This window comes from Cellvibrio sp. ATLC23, from assembly GCF_057196725.1.
Map to the genome: position 1 here is coordinate 525,990 of NZ_JBXUOS010000001.1, position 24,288 is coordinate 550,277.

Below are 24,288 nucleotides of genomic sequence, written 5' to 3' on the forward strand. Positions count from 1 at the left end.
GTCTTATGAATTTACTTGCATCCAAATCTTCTATTATTGTGCGCGTCAGTGCGGCGCTTGCTGGCATCGTCGTGTTAGGCATGAGCACAATGTTAGTTTCTTATTGGCTGTCGGAGCGCGCTGAAAGCGATTCCTTGGCGATCAATATTGCTGGCTCCTTACGTATGCAAAGTTATCGTTTGGGTTTATTGGCGATGGATGACTCGTCCGACATGACGCAGTGGTTAGATGCAGTGCAGAAAATAGATGACACCTGGAATAACCCGGTGTTTATTCCCTTTTTGCATGAGAAGCCCAAAATCCGTGACTTGTATAATCAGGCTGTGAGGAATTGGCAGGAACACCTATTGCCTGAATTCAATAGGATTAAGCATCAACAGGGTGGGATGGCCGGGCGACAATTGCAAACACTGCTGGATGAGCATGTTCAAATACTGGATGCGCTGGTACAAGTCATTCAACAAGATGCAGAGCAAAAAATTCGCAGTTTCCGCCTGGTACAAATTATCGCGCTGTTTGCCACCTTATTGGTTTCGGTACTGGTGATGTATTCATTGAGGGTTAAAGTTGAGCAGCCACTGAATCAATTAACGACCATGGCCAAGCGCATTTCTCAAGGGGATTTTAGCCACCAAATACCGGTACATAATCAAGATGAGTTGGGCGTGCTTGCCAGTACGTTTAATCTTATGAGCCGCTCAATTGCCAATAGTTACGATCACCTTGAGCAACAGGTAGATGAAAAAACCAGGGCGTTACAACAATCCAATCGCTCGCTGCAATTTTTATATGAAACCGCCAAAATTATTATCGAGCATAATCCACAGGGAATAAATTACGATGCTGTTATTTCTCACTTAGGGGAAACTATTGGTGTTGAAAATCTGGAGTTGTGTTTGATGACAACCGAGGGCAATAGCCCTTATCTGCAAATAAAACCGGCCAGTGAAATTAATTCCGAGCTGTGCAAAAAACAAAATTGTTCAAAATGTTTATCCAGTCGGGGTGTGGTAGAAAAAGCGAGTGGAATGGCAATTTATCGTTTTCAATTAACACGCTATGAGCGACATTATGGGTTGATAGTGTGTCGTGTCAGTGATCAGCAGTTATTGTTGCCTTGGCAAGAGCAGCTAATCCAATCAACCACCGATCAATTGGCGGTTGGCATAAGTTTAAAAACCGATGAAGACCAATCCCGTCGCCTGGCGGTTCTGCAAGAGCGCAACGCTATTGCCCGCGAGCTGCATGATTCCCTCGCCCAAGCGCTGTCCTACTTAAAAATTCAAGTAACTCGCCTCAATCGGGCAATTGATCGCGAAGATAAAATCACTATGGAAGATGTGGCCGATGAATTGCGCGAGGGACTAAATAATGCTTATCGCCAATTGCGCGAATTGTTAACCACGTTCCGCTTGAAAATTGATGGTAGCGGTTTAAAGGTTGCACTTGAATCCAGTATCGAACAGCTGCGTGCACAAAATTCAATGAACATTCGCTTTGATTTTGCGCTCAGTAATATTCCGCTGACGCCCAATGAGGAAATTCATTTATTACAAATTATTCGGGAGGCCAGTCAGAACTCGATCAATCACAGCGGTGGAAAAAACCTGGCAATACGGCTGTGGCAAAGTGCGGAGCAGGCGATCAGTTTAACGATCGCCGATGACGGCAGCGGCCTGCCGGACTCACCGGAAAAAGTGAATCATTATGGTTTGGCCATTATGAAAGAGCGGGCTAAACATTTAGGCGGTGAGCTGCTGGTATCTAACCAGACCGATGGCGGTGTGCTGGTTAGTTTTGAGTTTGTGCCTGATTTTATTAAGGTTCGGCAAAAGAATGGCATTATCACATCCGATATATTGAATGAATCGCGCTAATCATTTGCTGAAATTGAAATTAATTAATACCTAATAATTTAATCAGCGCCGCTTGTTTTTGTTTGGGCAGTAGGTCGGCTAGAGTATATTGATCGAGCACTTTGAAAAACGCTTCCAAGGCTTCTGCAAAAACGGATTTAAGGTGGCATGCAGGTGTGATGGTGCAGCCCTGAGCGCCAGTGAAACATTCTACTAAGGCAAAGTCCTGCTCTGTGTCGCGCACCAAGCCGCCGATATTAATATCTTCAGCGCGGCCATTTAAACGCAGCCCGCCATTTTTCCCTCGCACGGCAATTAAATACCCTTTGGCGTTAAGTTCTTGCACGACTTTCATTAAATGATTTTTAGAAATGTTGTAGCTATCGGCAATCTCACCAATGGTGGAAATTTCTTCGCCCTTGAGGGCAACGTACATAAGTACACGCAGGGAGTAGTCGGTATAACGGGTTATATGCATAACTTTCTCTTTTTATCCGGGGCGGCCATCTGCCCGTGGGCGGGTGAGTATTGGCCAGTAAATCAGGGTAAATACGCCAAAAGCGAGCGACCAACAGAGCGCGGCGGTGAACAGCCCGGTACGGTAATCCAATAATTGTACTGCGGCCAGTACACGGGCTAATGCGGCTGCGCTAATCGCGAGATAAATCACTACACCAAAGCGCGGCAAGCTGAGCGGGCGACCAGTGTGCCCAAGAGCGACGCGAGTCATTACCCCCAGAATCAGGGTGCCCATAGCGCCGACGCCGAGTGCATGTTGCCAGGCGCTAGGGGCGATGAGGTTAAAGGCTGCAGCGCTCTTGAGCAAGAGTGCAACCACAATCCAGCCGTAACCCAGGTGCAAAATCCATAGCAGTGGTTCCCGCGCCGTGCGCCAACCCGACCAGCCGAGTAAACGCAGCGCGTTAAGTACACCGGCACTTAACGCGGCAATGCCGGTTAACCAAGGTAGACTGCTGAAAAAATCGATGGAAATTAACAGTAGTGTGGCAATAATTGCCGCGCGATCTAGCAAAGGAAATGATTTTATTGCATCAGTCTGCATGACTTGATTGCGCAGCCAGTTGGCGGTAAAGAGCGGAATTATTCGGCCACCAATAACAATCATCATCAATGTTATTAAGCCCAGTGCCATCAATTCGCCGCGCTGTAACCACAGCGGATCGGTTGTGATAAAACCAATATGCACAAACAGATTGGCGAGGCTAAGTAAGATTAAAATCGCAGCGATGGGCAAATTGCGCGTATTGCCGTGCTGCAATAAAACGCGCGTCATATAAATGGCCATTACCGGCATAAATAATAAATCAATGGCGGCCACTGCAGCTACCGGCCACCAGCTTGCAGTCCACATCGCCGCGCGGCCAGCGAACCAGAGTGCAATCAGTGCAGCTAGTGCTTTGCCGTGCAGGGGCGCCGCACCAGTCCAGTTGCATACGGCAGTCAATAAAAAACCAGCGATAGCCAGTGGAATCAAACCAAATAACATTTCATGGCTGTGCCAGTGTACCGGCGACCAGCCAAAGGGTAGTGATAGGCCACCAAATAAAAAACCTATCCAGGCGGCAAGGGTAATAACGCCATACAATCCTGCTAATAGAAAAAAGGGACGAAAGGGATGCGCAAGAAGTGCGGACGCTGGGAAAGAATGATTCATGAAAACCTCTGGGGTAGCGAAAGCGCGGCAAAGCGAAAAATCTTTTACTTTAAACATGTATTTAGTTTACATCTTTAAAAGGTGCATTTACAATGCATGTTATTAGGTTGTTTGGCAAGATGCCAGATGGCCTTAAATAAGTAGCATTTTTTTGCAGCCGATCTGAAGGATCATATCCATTTGGAAAGCACTATTTTTTTGAACGTATTGATTATTTACTTGGAGGCGAAAGCCATGCATGAGTACAGAAAATTATGGTGGCTATTAATTGCTGTCCTGATAGTGACCTTTTCAATTCTCGGCTATTTTGGCCACGAAGTTTATCGCCAGGCGCCACCGATTCCCGCGCAGGTGGTGACTGACAATGGCCGCTTATTAATGACCCATGACAGTATTCTTGATGGACAAACGGCATGGCAATCCGTTGGCGGCATGCAGTTGGGATCAATCTGGGGACATGGTGCGTATCAAGCGCCGGATTGGACCGCTGATTGGCTGCATCGTGAATTAACTGCCTGGTTGGAATTGGCTGCGCAGGAGGAGTTCAATAAACCCTATGCCGAGTTGGATGGTGCGCAAAAAAATGCGTTGCAATACAAATTAAAAATTGCGTATCGCACTAATACTTATGATTCAGCGACGGACAGTTTAATTGTGAGCGAGCGCCGCGCCGAAGCGATACAAAAAACAGCAGCCTATTATGTCAGCCTATTTGGTGCAGAGCCTGAGTTGCGTAGCACACGCATAAGCTATGCGATGAAAGAAAATACCTTGCCTGATGCTGAGCGTCGTGCGCGCTTAACAGAATTCTTCTTTTGGACCGCTTGGGCTGCGGGAACTGAGCGATCTAACGGAACTGCGACCTATACCAATAATTGGCCGCACGAGCCGTTGATTGATAATAAGCCCACCGCTGAAAATATTATTTGGTCAATTGTGAGTGTGATTTTATTAATTGCTGGAGTAGGTGGTTTAATTTGGGCGTGGGCATTTTTGCGCAAAGAGGATGAACAAGAATTATCGGCGCCCGTACAGGACCCTATTTCGTTGGTGGCGCTGACCCCCTCGCAGCGCGCATTGGGGAAATATTTGTTTTTAGTGGTGGCCTTATTTTGTTTTCAGGTGATGCTGGGTGGTTTCACTGCGCACTATACGGTTGAAGGTCAGGAGTTTTATGGCATTGATGTATCGCAATGGTTTCCTTATTCATTAACCCGCACCTGGCATATCCAGTCGGCACTGTTTTGGATCGCCAGCGGATTTTTAGCTGCCGGTCTATTTCTCGCGCCGATTATTAATGGCGGGAAAGATCCAAAATTTCAAAAGCTCGGTGTCGATATTTTATTTTGGGCATTAGTTGCTGTTGTGGTGGGCTCTTTTGTTGGAAATTATTTGGCGATCGCACACATAATGCCGGCGAATTTAAATTTCTGGCTTGGACATCAAGGCTATGAATATGTTGATCTTGGGCGTATTTGGCAGATTGGTAAATTTACCGGAATCGTATTGTGGTTGGTATTAATGCTGCGCGGCATAGTGCCTGCATTGTATCGCCCGGGCGATAGAAATTTACTCGCATTGTTAACGGCATCGGTTGCGGCAATTGGTTTGTTTTACGGTGCCGGTTTTTTCTATGGCGAGCGCACAGTGCTGTCAGTAATGGAATACTGGCGCTGGTGGATTGTGCATTTGTGGGTGGAGGGCTTTTTTGAAGTATTTGCCACAGCGGCGCTTGCGTTTATTTTTTGCAGTATGGGTTTGGTTTCGCGCTCAATGGCAACCACTGCGAGCCTTGCTTCTGCGTCGCTGTTTATGCTCGGTGGTATTCCCGGCACCTTTCACCATTTGTATTTCGCTGGTACCACTACACCGGTGATGGCAGTAGGGGCAACCTTCAGTGCATTGGAAGTTGTGCCGCTGGTCGTACTGGGTTATGAGGCTTGGGAAAATTGGCGGTTAAAAAATAGCGCGCCCTGGATGCAAAATATTAAATGGCCGCTGTTGTTTTTTGTCGGTGTTGCCTTCTGGAATATGTTGGGTGCAGGAGTACTGGGTTTTATGATTAACCCGCCGGTTGCGCTCTATTATATTCAGGGTTTGAACACCACGCCGGTGCATGCACACGCGGCACTCTTTGGTGTATATGGGTTGCTGGCATTAGGCTTTACGCTATTGGTGTTGCGCTATATTCGCCCGCACTTAGTATTTAACGAAAAGTTAATGAACGTCGGATTTTGGTGGCTTAACGCAGGCCTTGCACTGATGATTTTCACCAGCCTTTTGCCGATTGGTTTTATACAGTTTCATGCCAGCGTACCGGAAGGTTTATGGTACGCGCGCAGTGAAACCTTTATGCAGCAGGATATATTGCAAACCTTGCGCTGGGTGCGCACGTTTGGTGATGTGGTCTTTATTATCGGCGCGCTCGCGGTGAGTTGGCAGGTCGTATGGGGGTTGTTTTCTTCAGCGAAGCCTGTTGTTTTAATCGTTGAACCTGTTACAGGTTCCGCCACTAAAGAGCCGGTATGTTGCGGTAGTTGTGGCGGGAAATAAAATCGGTTGTCTATTCTTATATTGATCAAAACTAGTGATTCATTTTTAATTGAATCACTAGTTTGCATAAATTCCGTTTTATTAAACAATAATTTTATAGTTCCAGATAAAAGTGTTGTTGATAGCGTTAAATTTTAATGATTTGCTGTGGTTCCATCTGTTTGGCTAAGTCGTCCTCGCGTAGATATTTATGTAGTGTTTTTCTCTGAAAGCTTTTGTAGATACATGGCTCCATCATCTTCTACTTGAAAAATTTCTTCGCCATCTGCATGTAAGCCTGCAGTAGATGATTAATTCCACCCTTTTCATTGCCAAGATGAATTTCACATTGGCCTAGACGATAGTGTACAAATGGGTCTTCTTTTCCATCTGGTCCATTAGCGCATCAAAAAAATTCTCGCGGGCAGCGAAAAAATCTTTTAACTGGTAGAGCCCATCTCCGATGGAGGATGACAGCCATGTATACGCTTCCCCGTCAGATTTTGGATCGGGAAATAGCATTAAGGATCCGTTCCATTTTTCAATTGTAGTGGTCAAATTTTCATCATCACATAGCTGGTTGCCAGCTTCTGACAGTTCTTCAATTTCAGTATAAATATCGTCTTTGAGCGTGATGCATTTACCCGCTTCCAGCACCAAATTTTCACCGGTGTTGAGTGTGGTATTTTTGCCGACTTGAATATTTTTGGTGTGGCCGACTTGTTCGGTATTACTCAAACCAACGATAGTATTCATCGCCGCACCTACGTTTAAACTGTAAGCCGCTCCCACGTTGTCCATTCTGGCCAAGCCAACATTTTGCATGCTGGTTTTAGCGATGGTTTCTTTTTTGTGGCCGCCGATATCGATGGATTCATTTTTACCAATTGATTTGTCGCGGTTTTTTCCAATCGTAATTTTTTCGTTAATGCCAACATCTTCGGTGCGGTTGTCGCCGATGCTGATGGTTTCATCTTTATCCACGCGCTCTTTGCGGTTTTCATGCACGGTGATGGTTTCATTGCCGTCTACCGTTTCGGTGCGGTGGCGTTTGACGTGCACGGTTTCGTCGCGGTCGATGGTTTTGCTGCGGTCGTTGCCGACCCAGTGGGTTTCATCGTGTTCGACTTCTATGTCTTGATTGCGCTGTGCGTGAATCCAAATTTGTTCGGCGCCGATTTTGTCTTCAAAGCGAAACGCGTTGGCATCTTCTGCGGTGCCTTTGGGGGTTGAGCGGGTGAGAAACCCGGATTGGGTGGCGTTAGCAGGTAAGCCCCAGGGATGCGGCTGCAAATTGTTGTACACGCGATTGGTGATGACCGGGCGATCCGGGTCGCCGTTTAAATAATCCACCAATACTTCTTGGCCGATGCGCGGTATGTGTACGCCGCCAAAACCGGAACCGGCCCAGGGGTGTGATACACGAATCCAGCAGGAGGAGTTTTCATCATTGTTGCCGTAGCGATCCCACTGAAATTGCACAATCACACGACCAAATTCATCGGTGTGAATTTCTTTGCCGGCGGGGCCGGTGATGACGGCGGTGTCTGGCCCCTGGCTGATGGGTTTTTGGAGTGCTTGGGTGAAAGGCTCGGGCATTAATCCAGGTTAAGCTGCAAAAGAAAATCCAGTTGGCATTTCGCATCGCAACGATCTGTGTGCTCTGCTGATCTCCTGCCACCTAGTTTTAGTGCGGGGATAAATGTAAATATTTGTTTTTCTTCCAGTGCCCCATGTTTTTCGGTGGCGGCATTTTGCATATCTTTATTTAAGAAATTCTCGATCACTTCACTATCGCAGAGCCATTCGTTAAAAAAATCATTCAGCGACCACACTGTGCAGCCTGATTCAGGTGTATGTGGATCAAGGAATGACACATCTTCATGAGTTTCGTCTTCATCCTCTTCCTTGCTACTTAAATTCCGGTAATAAAAAATATCACCAAATGCAGACAGGGCGATGGGTAGTCGAGTCATATCTTCATCGCGCAATAACCATGACCAGAGAATTTCTTTGTAGTCATCAGGGTTAATCACTTGAATAAGCCCGTTGCCGTAAAATCCAAATCCTGTTGTCTGCCAAAGTTCCAATAAGCTATCGGGTAGAACACCTTTGTAGGATGCGATAGTCTCGGCACCGGCTGGTGTATTTTTGGAGGAGGGTATATGCGTGTCGATAAAATTTTGTAGTGTAATGGATGTCATGCATCAGTCCTTGTTGAGTGCGGTGTTTAAATTTAGTCGTAGATCAGCTGGGTAGTGAGGATGATTGCGGAAGCTACTATCGTCAATGTTGAGTAGGTTTACCACTAAAACAGCTTCTAGGCACCAATAACCAAAATAAAAATCCCAGTTGCCTTCTTCTTCGTCTTCTTTGCTATGACTACCAAACCACAAAGCTTGCCAGCAGCTGGTATACCACTCAGACAAAAATTGTTGTACAAAGGAAATACTCTTTGTGTTCGAGCTAGAAAATGCTTCAAATAGGGTTTTGTATAGATGAGGATAAGCAAGTGTATCTGCTTGCTTACGACTCTCTTCACCCATTGCAAATGCAATGTAATCCAAAAGCGCGTCCTTGCCTTTATTGCCAATGCAATTGACTACTTCAAGGCAATGATCTTTTGGCTGCTGCGTAGCAACGACCAAAGACAACCACCAAAGTGTATTTATGTAGTGAGTTAAATGGCGGTTCTCATCGCCAATAATCTCTTCAAACTGATTTCGGTAGACCTGTTGCCGCTCAGGTAAAGTATTTGCTTTGTCCATATAAAGCTTTCTGATAGAAAGTATTTTCTCTACCTTTGGCTTAAGTTCTTCCAGTGTTTCACCGCTTGAGTAACTCGCAATGCAATACGTTAATTGCAATTCGAATAATTCATGGGTGTATTTGGTTTGTTCATCGGGTAGGGTGATAGAACCATCGTTTAATGCAGATGCTATATCACTTTTTCCCTCACAAAATTGGGGCAACAGGTGGTCGAAATAGTCGGCGCTTTTTCGAGTGTCTCTTAGCATGAATATTCCTTATAGAGTCGTTTAATCGCCATGCACTAATGCGGCCGGGTAGTATTTATGATTTCTGTAACTGCTATCGTCAAGCTTAAATACCATAGTGACCAGTGCAGCTTCAAAACACCAATACCCGCCGTAACCGAAATTATTGGTGATGTTGTGAGTTTCATAAAAACCGTTTTTTGCACAGGCTGGGTACCAATCATCCATAAACTTATTCATTAGTGCTGCTTGTTCCGATGGCGCAGCATCAATCACGTTTAATAACAAACCGTAAGGTTTTTCATGCAATACTTTCTCTGCAACTGGTCTATCGCTATCACCTAGTTTCACTGCAATGCGGTCGAAAATGGCATCCAAACCTTTGTTATCGACTAGATGAAAGAGCTTGGAAAAATATTCTTTCGATGCACCTGCGGCTACGGCGAAAGCAAGCCATGAAAAAGTTTTTTTATAGTTTGAAAAATCTAAGCGTTCCCATTCAACTCTTCTATCCGCATCTTCTGGCGGCAAGGCATCTGCATAATGTTTTTGAATTTCTCGATACTTTAATAAATCTACCAAGTTCTGCTGTAAATCTTTCAGAGAATCACCTCTTGAATAACAATATTTCATCCTGTCAAGAATAAGCCGACAAAGCCCCGCTGCCCCCCCCATCCTTCCGTATGGTACTAGTTTTTCTGGATGCTCTAATCGCTTTTGATAGCGCGCAATACTATCGTCTGTGTCTGCAATGGCTTCGTCGAAATAGTCTTTATCTCTTATAGAATCACGTAACATTTTATTCCTCACTATTTAATTGTTTTTGATGTGACGCTTCCGTCCGGCTTCACACGAATTAATCGTTTTTCAACGGTGCCATCACCAAATTCCAAGCCTTCGCGGATCGCTTTGATATCTTTTTGAGTTAACCCTGCGTTCTCCAATCTTGAACCACCTGTAACCCATGAATCACTCAGCTGCTTACCATCAGCAGTTTTCCCTAATTTCGCAGTGCCATATTTTGCTTCAGTAATTATGTAGTCTGGAGGTGGGCTAGCATTTTTATATACTCCATCAATTCCCGTTTGTCCTGGCTGATAAACACCATCGGTATTTCCTAGTGGTGTATGTCCCTGACTTACCATTTCATCGTGCGCTGTTTTTTCTCCAATAGCAGCTTTTTGGTGGTTTGTTAAATCCTGTGGTTTCTTAGATGGTGGTGTTTGTTTTATCTTCCCCCCATTCCCCTTAGGCCCCTGCGGCTCAGGTGCTTTTTCCGCTTCACTGGCGTTGGCTGGTGTGCTTGTATCCCCTGCCTTTGCAGCTTTATTCGCGGTGCTTGCATCGCTCGTTACTCCTCCAGACTTGTTGATTTTAGCCGGATCAATGAGTACGTCAGCGCCTTTTGCAGCCTTACTGGATTTTAACGCAACAAACGGTAGTGTGGCGATTTCTGCTGTTGCGCGCGTTATTGATTCTACATATTCCCCTTTTGCCCAAGCATCAGTAACGGGGGCGACGAGTGCTTTGCCAACACTGGTTGCGGTGTTTGCTGCGCCGCTTGTCATAGTGCCGGTGGTGACATTACCGAGGCGTATATTTTCAAGAAGGATTTGTGCATCGAGAATTTGGCTTTGAATACCAGCGGGGGTGAGCATGGCCTGTTGTGCATCAAATACCAGCTTGCTGCCTTCGTAGGCGAGTTCACCAACACCTACCAGAGCATCTTTTGCAAAGCCTAATAAGCCGCGTGTACCTTGCGCCGCATAATCGCCAATGGTGCGGGGTTCGCCCCTAATTTCACCAATCAAATCATTGAGTGAGCTGTGTAAATCATCAAACCGAACGTATTCATCGGCAGCATCTGAATTGATGAGTTTTTTATTTAAAGCTTCGCGCTCTGCGGTTAATTGTTTTATTTTTTCACTGGTTCTTTCGCCTTCGGGTGCTTCAGGGTTTTCAACATCTTCTGGCGGTATTTCCGGTGGGTTGGCCAGTGCAGCGCGTGTGGGGCTAACAGAAGGTTTGAAAGTAATCATGCCTAAGGTGTTGCCGATTTTTTCCGCTGGCATGGGTGGCAACTCAAGCACACGGCCTTGCGGCGATTGACGCAACTCTTCGTATTCTTCGTGCGACATTTCGGTGTAAGCTATAGAGCGTGTTTCACCGGTGATGCTATCCGTGTGAGTTTCATAACCGATATTACTCAGGTTATGTTGCTGTGCATGAGCTTGCGGATCAAAACCCGGTGGTGGCTCCCAGGATGCAACCACGCCATTGGGATTATTAATAAATTTCACGCCACCGCGCTCAACTGTTTCGGAGGTGAAGCGGTTGATTTTTAGTGGCTCTTGTCTGACGACGGAATGCTCACTCATCGCCCAGTGTCCTTGCAGTTGTGGTGTCCTTTAGTTGCATTTGGGGTGTTTTCCTTTCGAATTTCACGATTGAATAAAAACGCACGGCCACCGGCACAAAAGCCAATCCCAGGCACAAGAGCCGGTTGTGGTGGCGGTGCAAAAGCTTTACGAATGGTTGAGCCAAAATAAATCACCATGGCGTAGGATCGGTTGTTTATCGGCGCGTACAGTTGAGCTGTGGGATTTACTTTTGTATGAGGCTTTTTTACCTACTGTGCCGCTCTTAAGCCCTTTTTTAACACCGGGTTCGGCGCCGATTGTGGTAGGTACGTGGCCGGCAATCGTGACCAAAGGTGCGCCGTTGGCACGCACGTGTTTCACTTCTTTGGCGGCGTCGCCCAGTTTTGCAATGGTGGGGTAGGGAATAGGCACTATGGCGCTGCCAACCGGCGTTTTACACACATCCGGCAGAGTAAAAATCACCATCCATTCGCCGTCTTTGCGGGCGGTAAGATTGTTAGGCATAACTGACTTCCTGCGGTGCTGTAGGTACGGGTATTTGTTGCGATAGTTGTCTTTTTTTCCATTTTAAAAGTGGCGCAGAGGGGTCTATTTCAAAACGAGCTTCCAGTTTTGCTAAAAGCGACGATTGAATTAATCGACAGCGCCAGGTCACAGTTAATTCGAGTGCCTCTGTATCCAATATCAGTGTGTCAATTTGTGCTGGCAAGGGTAATAGTGATTTGTTGTTCAAACGCGCCATCACAAATGCGCGATGTCCCGGCAGCGTTAATTCAACATAACCTTTTGGGGCAATGCTTGGGCTGAACAAAAACCAGGTATTTATTTGGCAATCAGCACTTGGCCACGCAATTTGTTGATCTTGTGGTGCGCAGTTCCAAAAGTGTTCATTAAAATCCTTAGGCAGCAATGGCCAGCGGGTATTTAACCAGTTGTCATCGTAAGTGCCGGTATGTGCAATACGGGGTGCCCAATGACGAGCAATCGCCCCGAAACCTGCTGAGCGATACGGATAAGTTTTGCTGGCTGCACAGATATCGGCAGGTGATTGAACGCTGCGCGGGTGTTTAATCGTGGCCGGTTTATCCAAGTGTTCACCGGGATAAAAAATACAGGGTGCGGGTAGAGTATCCTCAATCGGCAATCCCGCTTTTTGTATCGCTGCATTAAAGCCTTTGTGTTGCCAACCGCAGCCAAGTGAATTAGTGAAACAGACTTCGTTGAGTAAATGCTCAGCTTGATCTGGTTGTTCTGCAAACTTTGGATTGCGCACTTGGCTTGCACCACCAAAACTTTGCTCCCAACGTAGCGGTACCACAGTGGCTGATTTCTCGCGCTCCAATTTCGGGCCCAATAAACGGCGCCGGAAAATGCCCGGCTGAAAAATGGTGAGAGTTTTGTCTAAAACGGGTTGTAGAACGTCGGATTGATTCGCAGATTTATTTTCGGTTCTACTGAGCAGTTGAATGCGCACCGGCCACGCGTGCGCAGGTTTTCCTTCGGGCGCATAAGCATTGCCCAACACCAATACATCGCACGCCGGTTTGAATGGCACCACATCGGACTCTTGGCGGACACTGGTGAGTAGCGGCTCGCCCCAATAGACATCCTCCATCTGCAATAGCGAAGGTTCTGTTTCTTTGAGGCTCAGCGTGGCCACACCGCTACCGGCATCTACTAAAATGTTGTAACCCACGTTGATCACAACTGTGCTGCATTCGCGACCTTGCGTATCAATAGAGTCGAAACACAGAGCATCGAACGGCGTTAAATTTTTAAACTGCATCAATCCAATTCCTTGTGATCGGCCTAGTTCAGGTCGATATCCTTGCCGGTGATTTGCAATGGGCCGCTGGCTTCAAAAGTGATGTCGCTGCCGGTCAAGGTAATCTTGCCGTCGCTGTCCATTACTAACATGGATTTACCCACTTTGAGCATGATGGATTTACCCGCTTCCAACACCAAGTTTTCACCGGTGTTGAGTGTGGTATTTTTGCCGACTTGAATATTTTTGGTGTGGCCGACTTGTTCCGTATTGCTTAAGCCCACCACCGTATTCATCGCCGCGCCTACGTTCAAACTGTAAGCGGCACCCACGTTGTCCATTCTTGCCAAACCAACATTTTGCATGCTGGTTTTGGCGATGGTTTCTTTTTTGTGGCCGCCGATATCGCGTGATTGGTTTTTGCCGATGGTGATGGTTTCGTTTTTGCCAACGTCTTCGGTGCGGTCTACGCCGATGCTGATGGTTTCATTTTTATCAACACGCTCTTTGCGGTTGCTGTGGATGGTAATGGTTTCATTGCCATCGACTTCTTCGGTGCGCTCTTTGTGCACAGTGATGGTTTCGTTGCCGTCTACTGTTTCGGTGCGGTGGCGTTTGACATGCACGGTTTCGTCGCGGTCGATGGTTTTGCTGCGGTCGTTGCCGACCCAGTGGGTTTCATCGTGTTCGACTTCTATGTCTTGATTGCGCTGTGCGTGAATCCAAATTTGTTCGGCGCCGATTTTGTCTTCAAAGCGAAATGCGTTGGCATCTTCCGCAGTGCCTTTGGGGGTTGAGCGGGTGAGAAAACCGGATTGGGTGGCGTTAGCAGGTAAGCCCCAGGGGTGCGGCTGCAAATTGTTGTACACGCGATTGGTGATGACCGGGCGGTCCGGGTCGCCGTTTAAATAATCCACCAATACTTCTTGGCCGATGCGCGGTATGTGTACGCCGCCAAAACCGGAACCGGCCCAGGGGTGTGATACACGAATCCAGCAGGAGGAATTTTCATCATTATTGCCGTAACGATCCCACTGAAATTGCACAATCACGCGGCCAAATTCATCGGTGTGAATTTCTTTGCCAGCGGGGCCGGTGATGACGGCTGTGTCTGGCCCTTGGCTAATCGGTTTTTGTGTTACCCGTGCAGGGCGATAGGGTTGATTGCTCGGATGCGCGTAGACACTGGTTTCCATCGCAAACGGTGTGGTGCCTGAATCGGCTTCATAGTCGTTGGCTTGAAAAAAATAACTGCAAGCCAGAATTAAATATTCCCGATTGAGTTGTGCTTGGGTGTGATCTTTTAGGGTAAACGAGCGGCCGGGTGCAATACCGCGCGCAGAAGCTTGACCACCGGCGCGTTGATGGGGACTGTGTAATTCATCCATGCGCACTTGTGCGTAACTATTGCCTTCACCTGCTTCGTAGTAGCTGCCGGGATAATCAAATATTTGAAAACTATTGTGCGCGTGCTCGCCCGGTTTTTGTTGTCGAGTATCGAGCAGGGCGCTAGCTTCTTTAAACGAATAATCGCGCGCGGCGTAATCGCCCGATGTCACTGCGCCAGCGGCATGCCACTCGCTAACAAAATCTTCATTGGGGTTGCCCTGTGCGGAACTGCGATAGGGCAGTGAGGCGCAACCGGGTGCGGGGCTGGCACTGCCAATGTCATCGGTCATCACCAATGCATGGGAACCGGCTTTGTGATCAAACCAAAACCAAATGCCTTCATGTTCTAACATCCGCATCACAAAGTTTGCATCTGTCTCGCGGTATTGCACACAATATTCCCAGGTGCGATAGCTGCGGGTTAAATCAAAACGAAATTCAAACGCGTAGGGCGCGAGTACTTCTTGCACCATGTCTTTGACGGTTTTGTGTTGGAAGATGCGATAGTCCTGCCTGCGTGTAGCGTACCAAAGCCAGGGTTGAATTACCGCGCTATAAGCGTAATGGCGCCCCGATTTTGCGGCGCTGGAAAACTGAGTGCATTGGCCGTTAATGTGGCGCACGCCGCCGCCGGGCAGACTAATCGCGACTGATATCGGCTGGCCGAGCAGATCGTTCGGGTTGATGTCTTTACGCGGGCTTTGCAAATTTAATGTGAGCGCAAAGAGCTGCGATACCGCCTCGGTACCTTTCATGCTGACAAAGCGTAAATCGGTTGGCGGTAAAGGGCTGAGTAAATTGTAATTCCTTTGCATGATCGATTCCGTTATGCCTCTACTGCTGCGCTGGGCGCAATCTGAGTGATAGAAGGTTCAATGTTCGCGGGCGTAAAGTGAAAATTAAATTCACTTGCGTTGACATCCAAATGAATACTGGTGAGCGGTGTGTTGTTCGCAAGGCGCCCCAAGAGTTCACGGCTAATTACTGGCAATAAATGATGAGTAAGAATCGCATCGATCATTCGCCCGCCTGACTCCACATCGGTGCAGCGTTGAATAATTAAATCTACCGCTGCTGTGGTGTAAGTGAAATTAATATGGTGTTGCTCTAATACTCGTTGCTGAATGCGCGCGAGTTGCAAACGCACTATATCGGCGAGGGTGGTATGGCTTAGTGGGTAATAGGGAATTACCACCATGCGCCCCAAAAATGCCGGCGGAAATACTTGCAGTAGCGGTTCGCGCAAGGCACCGGCAAGCGCTTCTGGCTCCGGGCATAAATCAGGGTCGCGGGTGAGGCTGCTAATTAAATCAGTGCCTACATTAGATGTGAGCAAAATGACGGTGTTGCGGAAATCAATTGCGCGGCCTTCACCATCTTCCATCCAGCCCTTATCAAATACCTGGAAAAATAATTCGTGCACATCGGGATGGGCTTTTTCAATTTCATCCAATAAAACCACTGAGTAGGGTTTGCGTCGCACGGCTTCGGTTAACACACCACCTTCGCCATAACCGACATAACCTGGCGGCGCACCTTTGAGTGTAGAAATACTGTGCGCTTCCTGAAATTCACTCATGTTAATGGTGATGAGATTTTGCTCGCCGCCATAAAGTGTTTCAGCAAGTGCCAATGCGGTTTCCGTTTTACCCACACCAGAAGGGCCAACCAGCATAAATACGCCGATAGGTTTATTGGGGTTATCTAAATGCGCGCGCGCGGTTTGAATGCGGCGGCTAATTAATTCCAATGCGTGGCGCTGGCCAATCACGCGTTGGTCGAGATTGTCGGCCAAGTGCAATACATTGGTAATTTCATTGCGCAACATGCGCCCGAGTGGAATGCCGGTCCAGTCGGCGACGACTGTAGCAACGGCGGCTTCATCCACGGCAAGTAATACCAGCGGTGATTCACCTTGAATATCGGCAAGTTGTGCAAGTAATGTTTGATGCTCCTTGCGTAGTGCAACGAGGTCAATATCGCTTTCGGTTTCTTCAGGCTGTTGATTCGCCGTAAACAATTGTTGGCGTAATTGTAATAATTGTTCGATGCAGGTTTTTTCTGCAACCCAGCGATCGCGTAATGTTTCTTCTTCGGCGAGTGCTAAATCTAATTCTGTTTGGCAAGCTTTTTGTTGCTCTGGATCGGCCAAACCGTACACCGCTTCACGGTCGAGAATACCCGCTTGGGTGCGCAAATTAGCGATACGTTTTTGACAGTCTTCAAGCGCTGCGGGTGTGGCGTGCTGGCTAATGGCGACACGCGCACAGGCAGTGTCGAGCAGGCTGATAGCTTTGTCGGGTAACTGGCGCGCGGGAATATAGCGATGCGACAGTGTTACTGCAGCAGTGATGGCTCCATCGAGTAGAAGTATTTGGTGATGCTGCTCAAGGTTGGCAGTAATACCGCGCAACATAGCAATCGCTTTCTGCTCGTCTGGCTCGCCTACTTGAACGGTTTGAAAACGGCGGGTGAGTGCAGGATCTTTTTCAATATATTTTTTGTATTCGCTCCAGGTTGTTGCGCCTATGGTGCGTAAGGTTCCGCGCGCGAGTGCGGGCTTTAATAAATTAGCGGCATCGCCTGTGCCGGCTGCGCCACCGGCACCAACTAGGGTATGAATTTCATCGATAAATAAAATAATCGGCGTGGCGCTAGTTTGTACTTCATCAATCACTTGGCGCAGGCGTTGTTCAAATTCACCTTTCATGCTCGCGCCAGCTTGTAACAAGCCAATATCCAACAGCAACAAGCGCACGTCTTTGAGTTGTGGCGGTACATCGCCCTGCGCAAGGCGCAGCGCAAAACCTTCAGCAACGGCGGTTTTACCCACGCCAGCTTCGCCGGTAAGTAGCGGATTATTTTGGCGGCGACGCATTAATATATCGATGATCTGACGGATTTCTTCATCGCGACCGGTAACAGGATCTATCTCACCATTGCGTGCGCGCTCAGTTAAATCTACTGAAAAACGATTGAGCGCTTCCTGCTTTCCCAGGGCGCCGGGCGCCATAGCGCCGCTAAATTCACCGGGGTTGCCAACGGCCAACGAGTTATCGCTAGCACTGAGTGTTTGCTCGGGTGACTCATTTAAAATGCGGGCAAATTCCTCGGCAAGTTTTTCACTATCGAGCTTGGCAATAGTGGGTGAAATAGCGGTGAGTTTACTGCGCAGTTCTGGTGTTTTTAATAGACCTAGTAATAAGCTGCCACTGCGCACTTGCACTTCATTCAGCATAAGCGTGGCGTAAACCCAGGCGCGCTCAACCGCAGATTCTATGTTAGGTGACAAATCACTAATGCTATTGGCGCCACGTGGCAATTGCTCTAATGCCTGCGTAATTTCGCTGGCGATTTGACTGGAGTCCAATTGGTAATGACGCACAATGCGGTGCATATCGCTATCGTCTAACTGCACCAATTGATGCAGCCAGTGAGCTAATTCCACATAGGGATTACCGCGCAATTTACAAAATACGGTTGCACTTTCAATGGCTTTATACAAAACCGGATTTAATTTTCCAAACAGAGCGGTGCGGCTTATTTCACGCATAAAAAATTCCTTTTTGATCGATTAACGTTGTGATATGGGTTTACTATTTTTTTTAGTTGTCTTTTTGGCCGATTTTTTATTGGATTGTTTTTTGGATGGTTGCGCTTCCTGTAATCGGGCTTGATACTCATTAGCAGATAAGCGTGCACCAGTAAAATAGTGACCTTTTCGATCAAGCTCGTCAGCAACGGGCGTAGTTGATGCAGGGGTAAGTGTCCATAATGGGCTGTCAGTATTTTTGGTGAGGTTATACGAGACGAGAGATCCATCTTCCAGTGTGCGATTTATTCCATTGCGATCTAAATTGTAAAGCAGTACTTCATAACTACTAATGTTGTTGTTTGCGTCCCATTGCGCGGGCACTACACGGGCATAATTTAGTACGGGTGAATTCGGTAATCGGCCAAGTACACGCTCACCCAAGTGAGCTTCGGAAAAAACAGAATAATAATTAGTAATGTAGCGGCTGCGCCCCATATCAAATACATGCAAAAACCGATAACGATTCCAGTCGGTGGCAGAAAATAAATTTTCACCTTGGCCTGAAAGAACCCAATAGCGGGTCTGTGGAATACTGATTTCTATCAAGCGCATAGTGTCAGGATTCAAATGCGGAAAGCTACCCCATGGGGTTTCGATGGAGGAGTATTTTTTACGGCGATATTCAATTTCACCTATTTCATAAGATTTACGCAAATAGACGGGCGCATCTTTCACTTGCGGCTCATGGAACAATATACCTTGTTCAGCGCGTGTATTTATACGGTCAGTCAATAGCGTGGTGGCGCTGCGCTCCATTTTCCACACGCCTTCAAATGCTTGAATAAGGTATAGGTCAGGTTCGTTAGCGGCTTGTATTGGCAAATGCAGGCTAGCTAGCATCAAGCTTGCGAGGCCAAGAGTGTGTTTAATAAGGTTCGCACAGGGTAATTTTTTAATCATGATAAAAGTCTTCAATTGTGTTTTGATGTTTAGATTTAAAAAGAAATTGGATGAGTAACTTCAGGGTCTGGAGTGAATGTTACTTTGTCAACACGACATTGATTGCAGCCAGATAGTTTGCCAAGCCATGTACTCCAGCCAAGGTTTTTCTTATTGCCAAGTTGTAGTCCTGTGTTATCGATAGATTTATGCAGGTGCAGTTGTAGATCCCAGCTAAACTCTTTGCCGGTATATGTACGAACCCAATCGCGCAATTGCTGATATTTAAGTGTATTAGGCAGAAATTGTTCGTATTGCTCCATGCTTAACGAGTCCAGATGGACACGAAAATGCTGTTGTTTACTCATCACCTTACGCCCTAGTACTGCATCAAATCCCAGTTGAGCACCTTTAAAATTACCTAAGCGAGTTTGTTCATCTGCTGGCAAATTTAACCAACGTAGAACAAATTCTTCTATTCGTACGGGCACGTTAAAAAAACCGGATAAAATATTCTTTAAGCCTTCTGCGGTACGTGCCTGACGCAACAAATGCCCAGTATTGTGCCAGCGCGCATGAGTTGGAATTGTGTCTGTGTTTGTGTTGTGCGGCAGGCTGGATGCACAGAGGCTAGAAATATAAGTGGTAAATTTTTCCTCTGTGTCATCCATATTGGTACAGGAGTTAGCATCGGCCCATGCCCGGTAAAACAACATAATTAAACGATTGTGAAAAATATCGATAAAATCACTCAGGGCATAGTCGCCGTGATGCGCCATTCGCTCTTTGACGTATTCGGTAAAAACCAGTGGCATAGCGCCATTTGCACCAAACAAACCAAAGCTATGAATGGCTAGTTTAGGCTTTCTACCATTGGAGTATTGATAGAGTTTCGCGATGGTGGAGCTCGGAAAAATGGATGATGGCTCTTGACCAAATTGCAATTTTTCATCGTGATATTTATTGGCATAGCCCCATTTAGTCGCAGTGCTGTCGCTTGCTTCCAAGCGGCGCATCAATGCAAATAGATCCATTGAATGGGGTGCTGCTGCTAACTCGCTCAGCAACATCTCTGTTGTGCTTGGTGATTGTGCGAGGTTTGTCATAGATTGCCTCGCTCGCCAAATCGCGTTGGCCAGTGGCCGATTAAACCGCGTTGAGCGCTGACTAATTGCATTTCAGTAAATGAGTTAATGCTGGCATGGCGAGCGAGATAGCGTTCTAACACAGCGCCAAAAGCATAAGGGCTGGCACCTGCAAACGGAATTTCATCCACTTCGATTTTAATGCTAGTGCCTCTACCAAAAATTAATGGCCCTTTGCCCGGCATGCGGCGGGTAATAGGTTGCATTGCACATTTTATCAATGCACTGCTATAGCGCCCCAATGCTGCATCGCCGAGTGCCGTATACAAGCCTAATAATTCGCGCAAGGTTTTTGCATTTTGCTCTGGGTTCGGCTGCGCCAAACTTTGGTAAGAGAGATTCAAGTGGCTGATAAAACGCCAGTGCATGTGCCCTTCATTGATGGCTGCTACAGGTCTAGTTGGTCCGCTGATAATGCGCACGCCCTCTACCGGTAATGATGATACGGGGCGCAAATCCTGCTCTGATCCGGTAGGAATTAATAGCGGAAGATCGCGATTGGTGGCTAGTATATCGGCACCTAACTGCCGCAGTTTTCTATCAAAAGGTGCATCTTGTTGATCGACGAGTGAAATAAAAACTTCTGCACCTTGATAGGTTGAGCGAGCTCCATTTTGTAAAATATCTTCTGAAGCAACTCTCGGTTCGCGACGAATAGAAAAATAGGCACCGTGATTGCTGCGATCATCAGCATGTGTTGCATAAAACGGGCGAAATTGACGCTGTATGCGATGATCGCGATCAAATCCCTCAGCCGCACTCACGCTGTAGACTTCGTAATCTAGAGGGCGGCTTTTATCCGGCACCAGATGAAATTCATTGCGGCCATCTGACAACGGCAAACGATCTGCGCGCATGGATATTAAATTGATTGCGGGTGAACAAAATAATGCAAACTGTGTGGTATCGACTAGTTTTTCATAATCGCCGGTGGATCTATCTAAAAGTATGGCGATTTCAAATTCGCGACATTTTGGTTTTGATGATAGAAACCGTTTGATACCTTGCAGTGCAAAAAAATGAAAACGCCCGGGCAGGGCAAAGTATTCATGCAACAAACGATAGCCTTGAAAGCTTTGGTTCTCATAGGGTAATAAGGCCTCTTTTTCGTCAAACCCTACAGGTTTTATTGCATCAGCTTCAAAATGCCAGGCCTTATCGTCACTACCGCTGATCGCCCGCAGAGCAATGCCTACATTATGCCCCATGATAATTTCATAGAGGCGTGAAGCTAATTGTAAATCGCCACATAAATGAATAGGTATTTGGTCATCGCTTAACTCATTAAACTCCAGGGGAATGGTGAGCGAAAAGCGTAAATGCAAGCAAGACAATGGTGCGGGTTTACCTGGCGCATGCAAATTTTTTAATTCGCTACTCACTGCGTGAAATTTAGCGCTGGCTAATTTAAGTGGTAAGAGTTCTACAGTGTGCGCGGTGCGAAATTCACAATAGCTCGCACCAGGAATAGGGTGAGAGCGCAGACGCGCACCTTTAGGTGCGATGTATGAGCTGCGCTGGTTTCTCACCAATTCACCTGGGGTGAAACGTACAATGCACATTGAGGGAGTTGGTGCAAGGTAGTTAGGGTAGGTGACTTCAATTAAGCGTTGAATAAAGCGCGGAAATTCCGCATCCATTTTTAACTTGATACGTGCGGTTAAAAAGCTGAAACCCTCAAGTAAACGCTCTACATAAGGGTCGGCAACTTCTGATTCATTCAGCGCCAAACGCCCGGCAATTTTAGGGTAATGTACAGCAAATTGTGTACCTGCTTCCCGCAGATAGGCTAGCTCGCTGTTGTAGTATTCCAGCATTTTCTGAATCATAGTGATGAGTCCAGAATATCAGTGAGTTGGACCAATCCAATTTCCAAATCAATATGACTGCGCAGTAAAAATTCGAGCGGGTAGGGCTCAGCCCAAAGCTGCCCTTTTATTTCAAGTGAGAGTTGGTTGCGTGCCGCATAGCCATCATCCATTGGTAGTGCTTTGACCAATAAACTTTTTGGAATAATGCGTGGCTCATATGTAAGTAATGTTTGTGCTATAGAATTGGCAATCATATTGCGGTCATCATCTACCAAATATTGCCCCGATAAAGGAACAACACCAAAATTTAATACAGAGTTTTTAGCATAATTTAGTTCATCAAACGGAAGTGCTGAATCTGCATTAGTGGTATTCAATAACCATGAAATATCACGTAATACACTTGCACGATAATCGCGCTTACTCATTCCCTGAGCGCTGACGGTTTCGCGCTTATTGAGCGGCTCTTGATCGGTTAGGCGATCTAATAAGCTTGGCGTTAGCCGATTGCTGCGGGCTATGCGACTAGTGGTGGTCGGTTGTTGCACTGTCATTCACTCATCACTATTTGGGTGAGGGTTCGTACGGCAAGCAGCGGATATTCTCCGTGATTGGTCACTAGTATTTTTTGTCCTAATCCTGCCCAGCTGTGTTCATCAATTGCTGCCCATTCGGTCAGGCTGGCTAAACTAAGTTGATCGTTGGCCTGCGCATAGCTCAATGGATAACGGCTTGGCAAAAAACCAAAATGGCGGGAGAAATCGGTCAGTGTGATGGTGGCCGGGATCCATACAAGATCGCGTAGATCTTGCGGCGCTTCAATGGTAATTTGATGTATTTTATTGAAAGGAACCCAAAAGTATTTTCCGTTGATAAATACTTCACATACTGGCCCAAGGCGCGAGTCACCATCGGCAATCCAAGCAGCAGCTGATCCATCAATGGTAAATGCGCATGCCGGTGCATCATTAAATGCCTGCTGCAAAAATTTTTCGGCCGCATCCAGTTGATGGTGCGCACGCGCAACGAGTGATTCTGCTAACAAAATTTCCCAGTCATCCGGGCTAGAAATATGTTGAGGGTTGACCAACCCTTGAAAAACCTGTTCTCTGGCAGTTTCGGCTTGAATCAGGGCACGATAGCTCTGTGCCATAGCAGCAGCTTTGGTATCAAGCTGCGCTGCTGTTTGTAATTGTTGTAATGCTTTATTCCACTGCCCATTTACCATTAATAATTGAGCCAAATGAATTCGATATTCAACTTTTCCGGGATGGTTGCGAATATCTGCATACAATTGTTCAATTTGCACTGCGATTGCTATGTCATGTGAGTGAGTTTTTTTGACCGCTGTTGCTTGCATTCCGTTATTCCTTGGCTTTTTCTGGGAGATTTTTAATGCTTATTAAGGTTTACTTTTCTAATTCTGAAAGGTCGTTGGCATATTTTTTCACAATATTTTCAAGTTCTATGCTGTGATAAAAGTCAATGCATTTCATTATTGTGAGATTTGATTCTGAATTGCTTTTGTATTCTTTTTTTAAGTATTGTCGTCCCAGCAGCGCTGCTTCTGTGTGAGCCTCCAGAGGGAAATCTCCAAGTTCTAGGTACCCACGAGCGGCAGCAGCAGCATCAGCCCTGACTTCTGTTTCTTGAAAACCATCAGATATACATGTGCTTAATGCATAGTTTTTAAAATATTCATTTGCAGAGTATTGTTTTGTTTCTTGGGCTAGCGCAGAGATAGAAAAAACAAAAAATAATAGCTTTATTATTTTAAAATCCATATCGATGCCTCTTGAGCTTCTGGAAAATAACAATGATCAGAACATGTTTGTCCATCCCAAAGTGTTGCGTGTCCTGTAGCATCGCTCCAGCTTACATTGAATATTAAAATGCCTTGCAGTCCGGAAAAATCTTGTGGTTTTGGATTTTTTATGACCTTATCAGGCTTTCCAAGTGAATGATTAATATAGGTTAATAGATCTTTCACTCTGAATATGTACCATTTATTGTCTGCCCCAGATACGGTTTTCCAGCTTCCACGAGGAATGTTCATGCCAGAATAATTTAATGCATAACTCATTCTCAAAGCACATGCATTTGTAAATCCTAAATTTGGATCGCTAACTCCAAGATCAATATTTTGTTTTACTTTCCCCCCAATTTTATTTCCGACACTGGTCACCTTGCCATCAGCATAAATACTTTTAAAGTTTCCCCATATCGAAAGAAATTTTGGTCTAGGGACGCTCATAATAGAATTC

20 protein-coding genes are annotated in these 24,288 nt (G+C 46.4%); 2 read left to right on the top strand and 18 right to left on the bottom strand.

What is annotated here, in order from left to right:
• Positions 1-5: 5 nt before the first annotated feature.
• Entirely contained in the window at positions 6-1,877 is a 1,872-nt protein-coding gene (locus tag AC2CG4_RS02090) for a histidine kinase (RefSeq protein WP_484484674.1), read from the top strand.
• Positions 1,878-1,896: 19 nt separating this feature from the next.
• Here AC2CG4_RS02090 and AC2CG4_RS02095 read toward each other — a convergent pair whose 3' ends face one another.
• Positions 1,897-2,334 carry an RrF2 family transcriptional regulator gene (locus AC2CG4_RS02095; protein ID WP_484484675.1) on the bottom strand — a complete coding sequence of 146 codons (438 nt, stop codon included), beginning with the start codon at positions 2,332-2,334 and terminating at the stop codon, positions 1,897-1,899.
• A 12-nt stretch (positions 2,335-2,346) separates the two neighbouring features.
• Complete coding sequence (locus AC2CG4_RS02100; RefSeq protein ID WP_484484676.1) at positions 2,347-3,531, bottom strand: NnrS family protein; 1,185 nt, start codon at positions 3,529-3,531, stop codon at positions 2,347-2,349.
• Positions 3,532-3,765: 234 nt separating this feature from the next.
• Between AC2CG4_RS02100 and AC2CG4_RS02105 the strand changes: the two genes are divergently transcribed.
• Positions 3,766-6,084 (top strand): nitric-oxide reductase large subunit, encoded by a 2,319-nt coding sequence (locus AC2CG4_RS02105; protein ID WP_484484677.1) that lies wholly within the window; start codon positions 3,766-3,768, stop codon positions 6,082-6,084.
• A gap of 333 nt (positions 6,085-6,417) precedes the next feature.
• Here AC2CG4_RS02105 and AC2CG4_RS02110 read toward each other — a convergent pair whose 3' ends face one another.
• The 16 genes from AC2CG4_RS02110 to AC2CG4_RS02185 form a co-directional block, all read right to left on the bottom strand.
• The gene (locus AC2CG4_RS02110; RefSeq protein WP_484484678.1) at positions 6,418-7,662 is read right to left on the bottom strand and encodes a type VI secretion system Vgr family protein; all 1,245 of its coding nucleotides are present in this window, start codon (positions 7,660-7,662) and stop codon (positions 6,418-6,420) included.
• Positions 7,662-8,267: a GAD-like domain-containing protein gene (locus AC2CG4_RS02115; RefSeq protein ID WP_484484679.1), complete on the bottom strand. Its 606-nt coding sequence runs from the start codon at positions 8,265-8,267 to the stop codon at positions 7,662-7,664. The genes AC2CG4_RS02110 and AC2CG4_RS02115 overlap by 1 nt, the downstream gene beginning before the upstream one ends.
• Positions 8,268-8,270: 3 nt before the next feature.
• Entirely contained in the window at positions 8,271-9,080 is an 810-nt protein-coding gene (locus tag AC2CG4_RS02120) for a PoNe immunity protein domain-containing protein (protein WP_484484680.1), read from the bottom strand.
• 21 nt (positions 9,081-9,101) lie between these two features.
• Positions 9,102-9,857, bottom strand: coding sequence for a PoNe immunity protein domain-containing protein (locus AC2CG4_RS02125; RefSeq protein WP_484484681.1), 756 nt, complete (start codon positions 9,855-9,857; stop codon positions 9,102-9,104).
• Between the two features lie 11 nt (positions 9,858-9,868).
• Positions 9,869-11,437, bottom strand: a complete 1,569-nt coding sequence (locus AC2CG4_RS02130) for a hypothetical protein (protein WP_484484682.1) — start codon at positions 11,435-11,437, stop codon at positions 9,869-9,871.
• Between the two features lie 147 nt (positions 11,438-11,584).
• The gene (locus AC2CG4_RS02135; protein WP_484484683.1) at positions 11,585-11,944 is read right to left on the bottom strand and encodes a DUF4150 domain-containing protein; all 360 of its coding nucleotides are present in this window, start codon (positions 11,942-11,944) and stop codon (positions 11,585-11,587) included.
• Entirely contained in the window at positions 11,937-13,226 is a 1,290-nt protein-coding gene (locus tag AC2CG4_RS02140; protein WP_484484684.1) for a DUF2169 family type VI secretion system accessory protein, read from the bottom strand. Before AC2CG4_RS02140 ends, AC2CG4_RS02135 begins: the two co-directional genes overlap by 8 nt.
• A gap of 23 nt (positions 13,227-13,249) precedes the next feature.
• A complete protein-coding gene (locus tag AC2CG4_RS02145) occupies positions 13,250-15,409 on the bottom strand; it encodes a type VI secretion system Vgr family protein (protein ID WP_484484685.1) in 2,160 nt (719 codons plus the stop codon).
• A gap of 11 nt (positions 15,410-15,420) precedes the next feature.
• Positions 15,421-18,147: a type VI secretion system ATPase TssH gene (tssH, locus tag AC2CG4_RS02150; protein WP_484484686.1), complete on the bottom strand. Its 2,727-nt coding sequence runs from the start codon at positions 18,145-18,147 to the stop codon at positions 15,421-15,423.
• 21 nt (positions 18,148-18,168) lie between these two features.
• Positions 18,169-19,089, bottom strand: coding sequence for a hypothetical protein (locus AC2CG4_RS02155; protein ID WP_484484687.1), 921 nt, complete (start codon positions 19,087-19,089; stop codon positions 18,169-18,171).
• A gap of 35 nt (positions 19,090-19,124) precedes the next feature.
• A complete protein-coding gene (tssG, locus tag AC2CG4_RS02160) occupies positions 19,125-20,174 on the bottom strand; it encodes a type VI secretion system baseplate subunit TssG (RefSeq protein WP_484484688.1) in 1,050 nt (349 codons plus the stop codon).
• Positions 20,171-22,042, bottom strand: coding sequence for a type VI secretion system baseplate subunit TssF (gene tssF, locus AC2CG4_RS02165; protein ID WP_484484689.1), 1,872 nt, complete (start codon positions 22,040-22,042; stop codon positions 20,171-20,173). The genes tssG and tssF overlap by 4 nt, the downstream gene beginning before the upstream one ends.
• Positions 22,039-22,578: a type VI secretion system baseplate subunit TssE gene (gene tssE, locus AC2CG4_RS02170; RefSeq protein WP_484484690.1), complete on the bottom strand. Its 540-nt coding sequence runs from the start codon at positions 22,576-22,578 to the stop codon at positions 22,039-22,041. The genes tssF and tssE overlap by 4 nt, the downstream gene beginning before the upstream one ends.
• The gene (locus AC2CG4_RS02175; RefSeq protein WP_484484691.1) at positions 22,575-23,384 is read right to left on the bottom strand and encodes a type VI secretion system accessory protein TagJ; all 810 of its coding nucleotides are present in this window, start codon (positions 23,382-23,384) and stop codon (positions 22,575-22,577) included. Before AC2CG4_RS02175 ends, tssE begins: the two co-directional genes overlap by 4 nt.
• A 49-nt stretch (positions 23,385-23,433) precedes the next feature.
• The gene (locus AC2CG4_RS02180) at positions 23,434-23,808 is read right to left on the bottom strand and encodes a T6SS amidase immunity protein Tai4 family protein (RefSeq protein ID WP_484484692.1); all 375 of its coding nucleotides are present in this window, start codon (positions 23,806-23,808) and stop codon (positions 23,434-23,436) included.
• Positions 23,793-24,278 carry a type VI secretion system amidase effector protein Tae4 gene (locus AC2CG4_RS02185; RefSeq protein WP_484484693.1) on the bottom strand — a complete coding sequence of 162 codons (486 nt, stop codon included), beginning with the start codon at positions 24,276-24,278 and terminating at the stop codon, positions 23,793-23,795. The genes AC2CG4_RS02180 and AC2CG4_RS02185 overlap by 16 nt, the downstream gene beginning before the upstream one ends.
• Positions 24,279-24,288 lie beyond the last annotated feature (10 nt).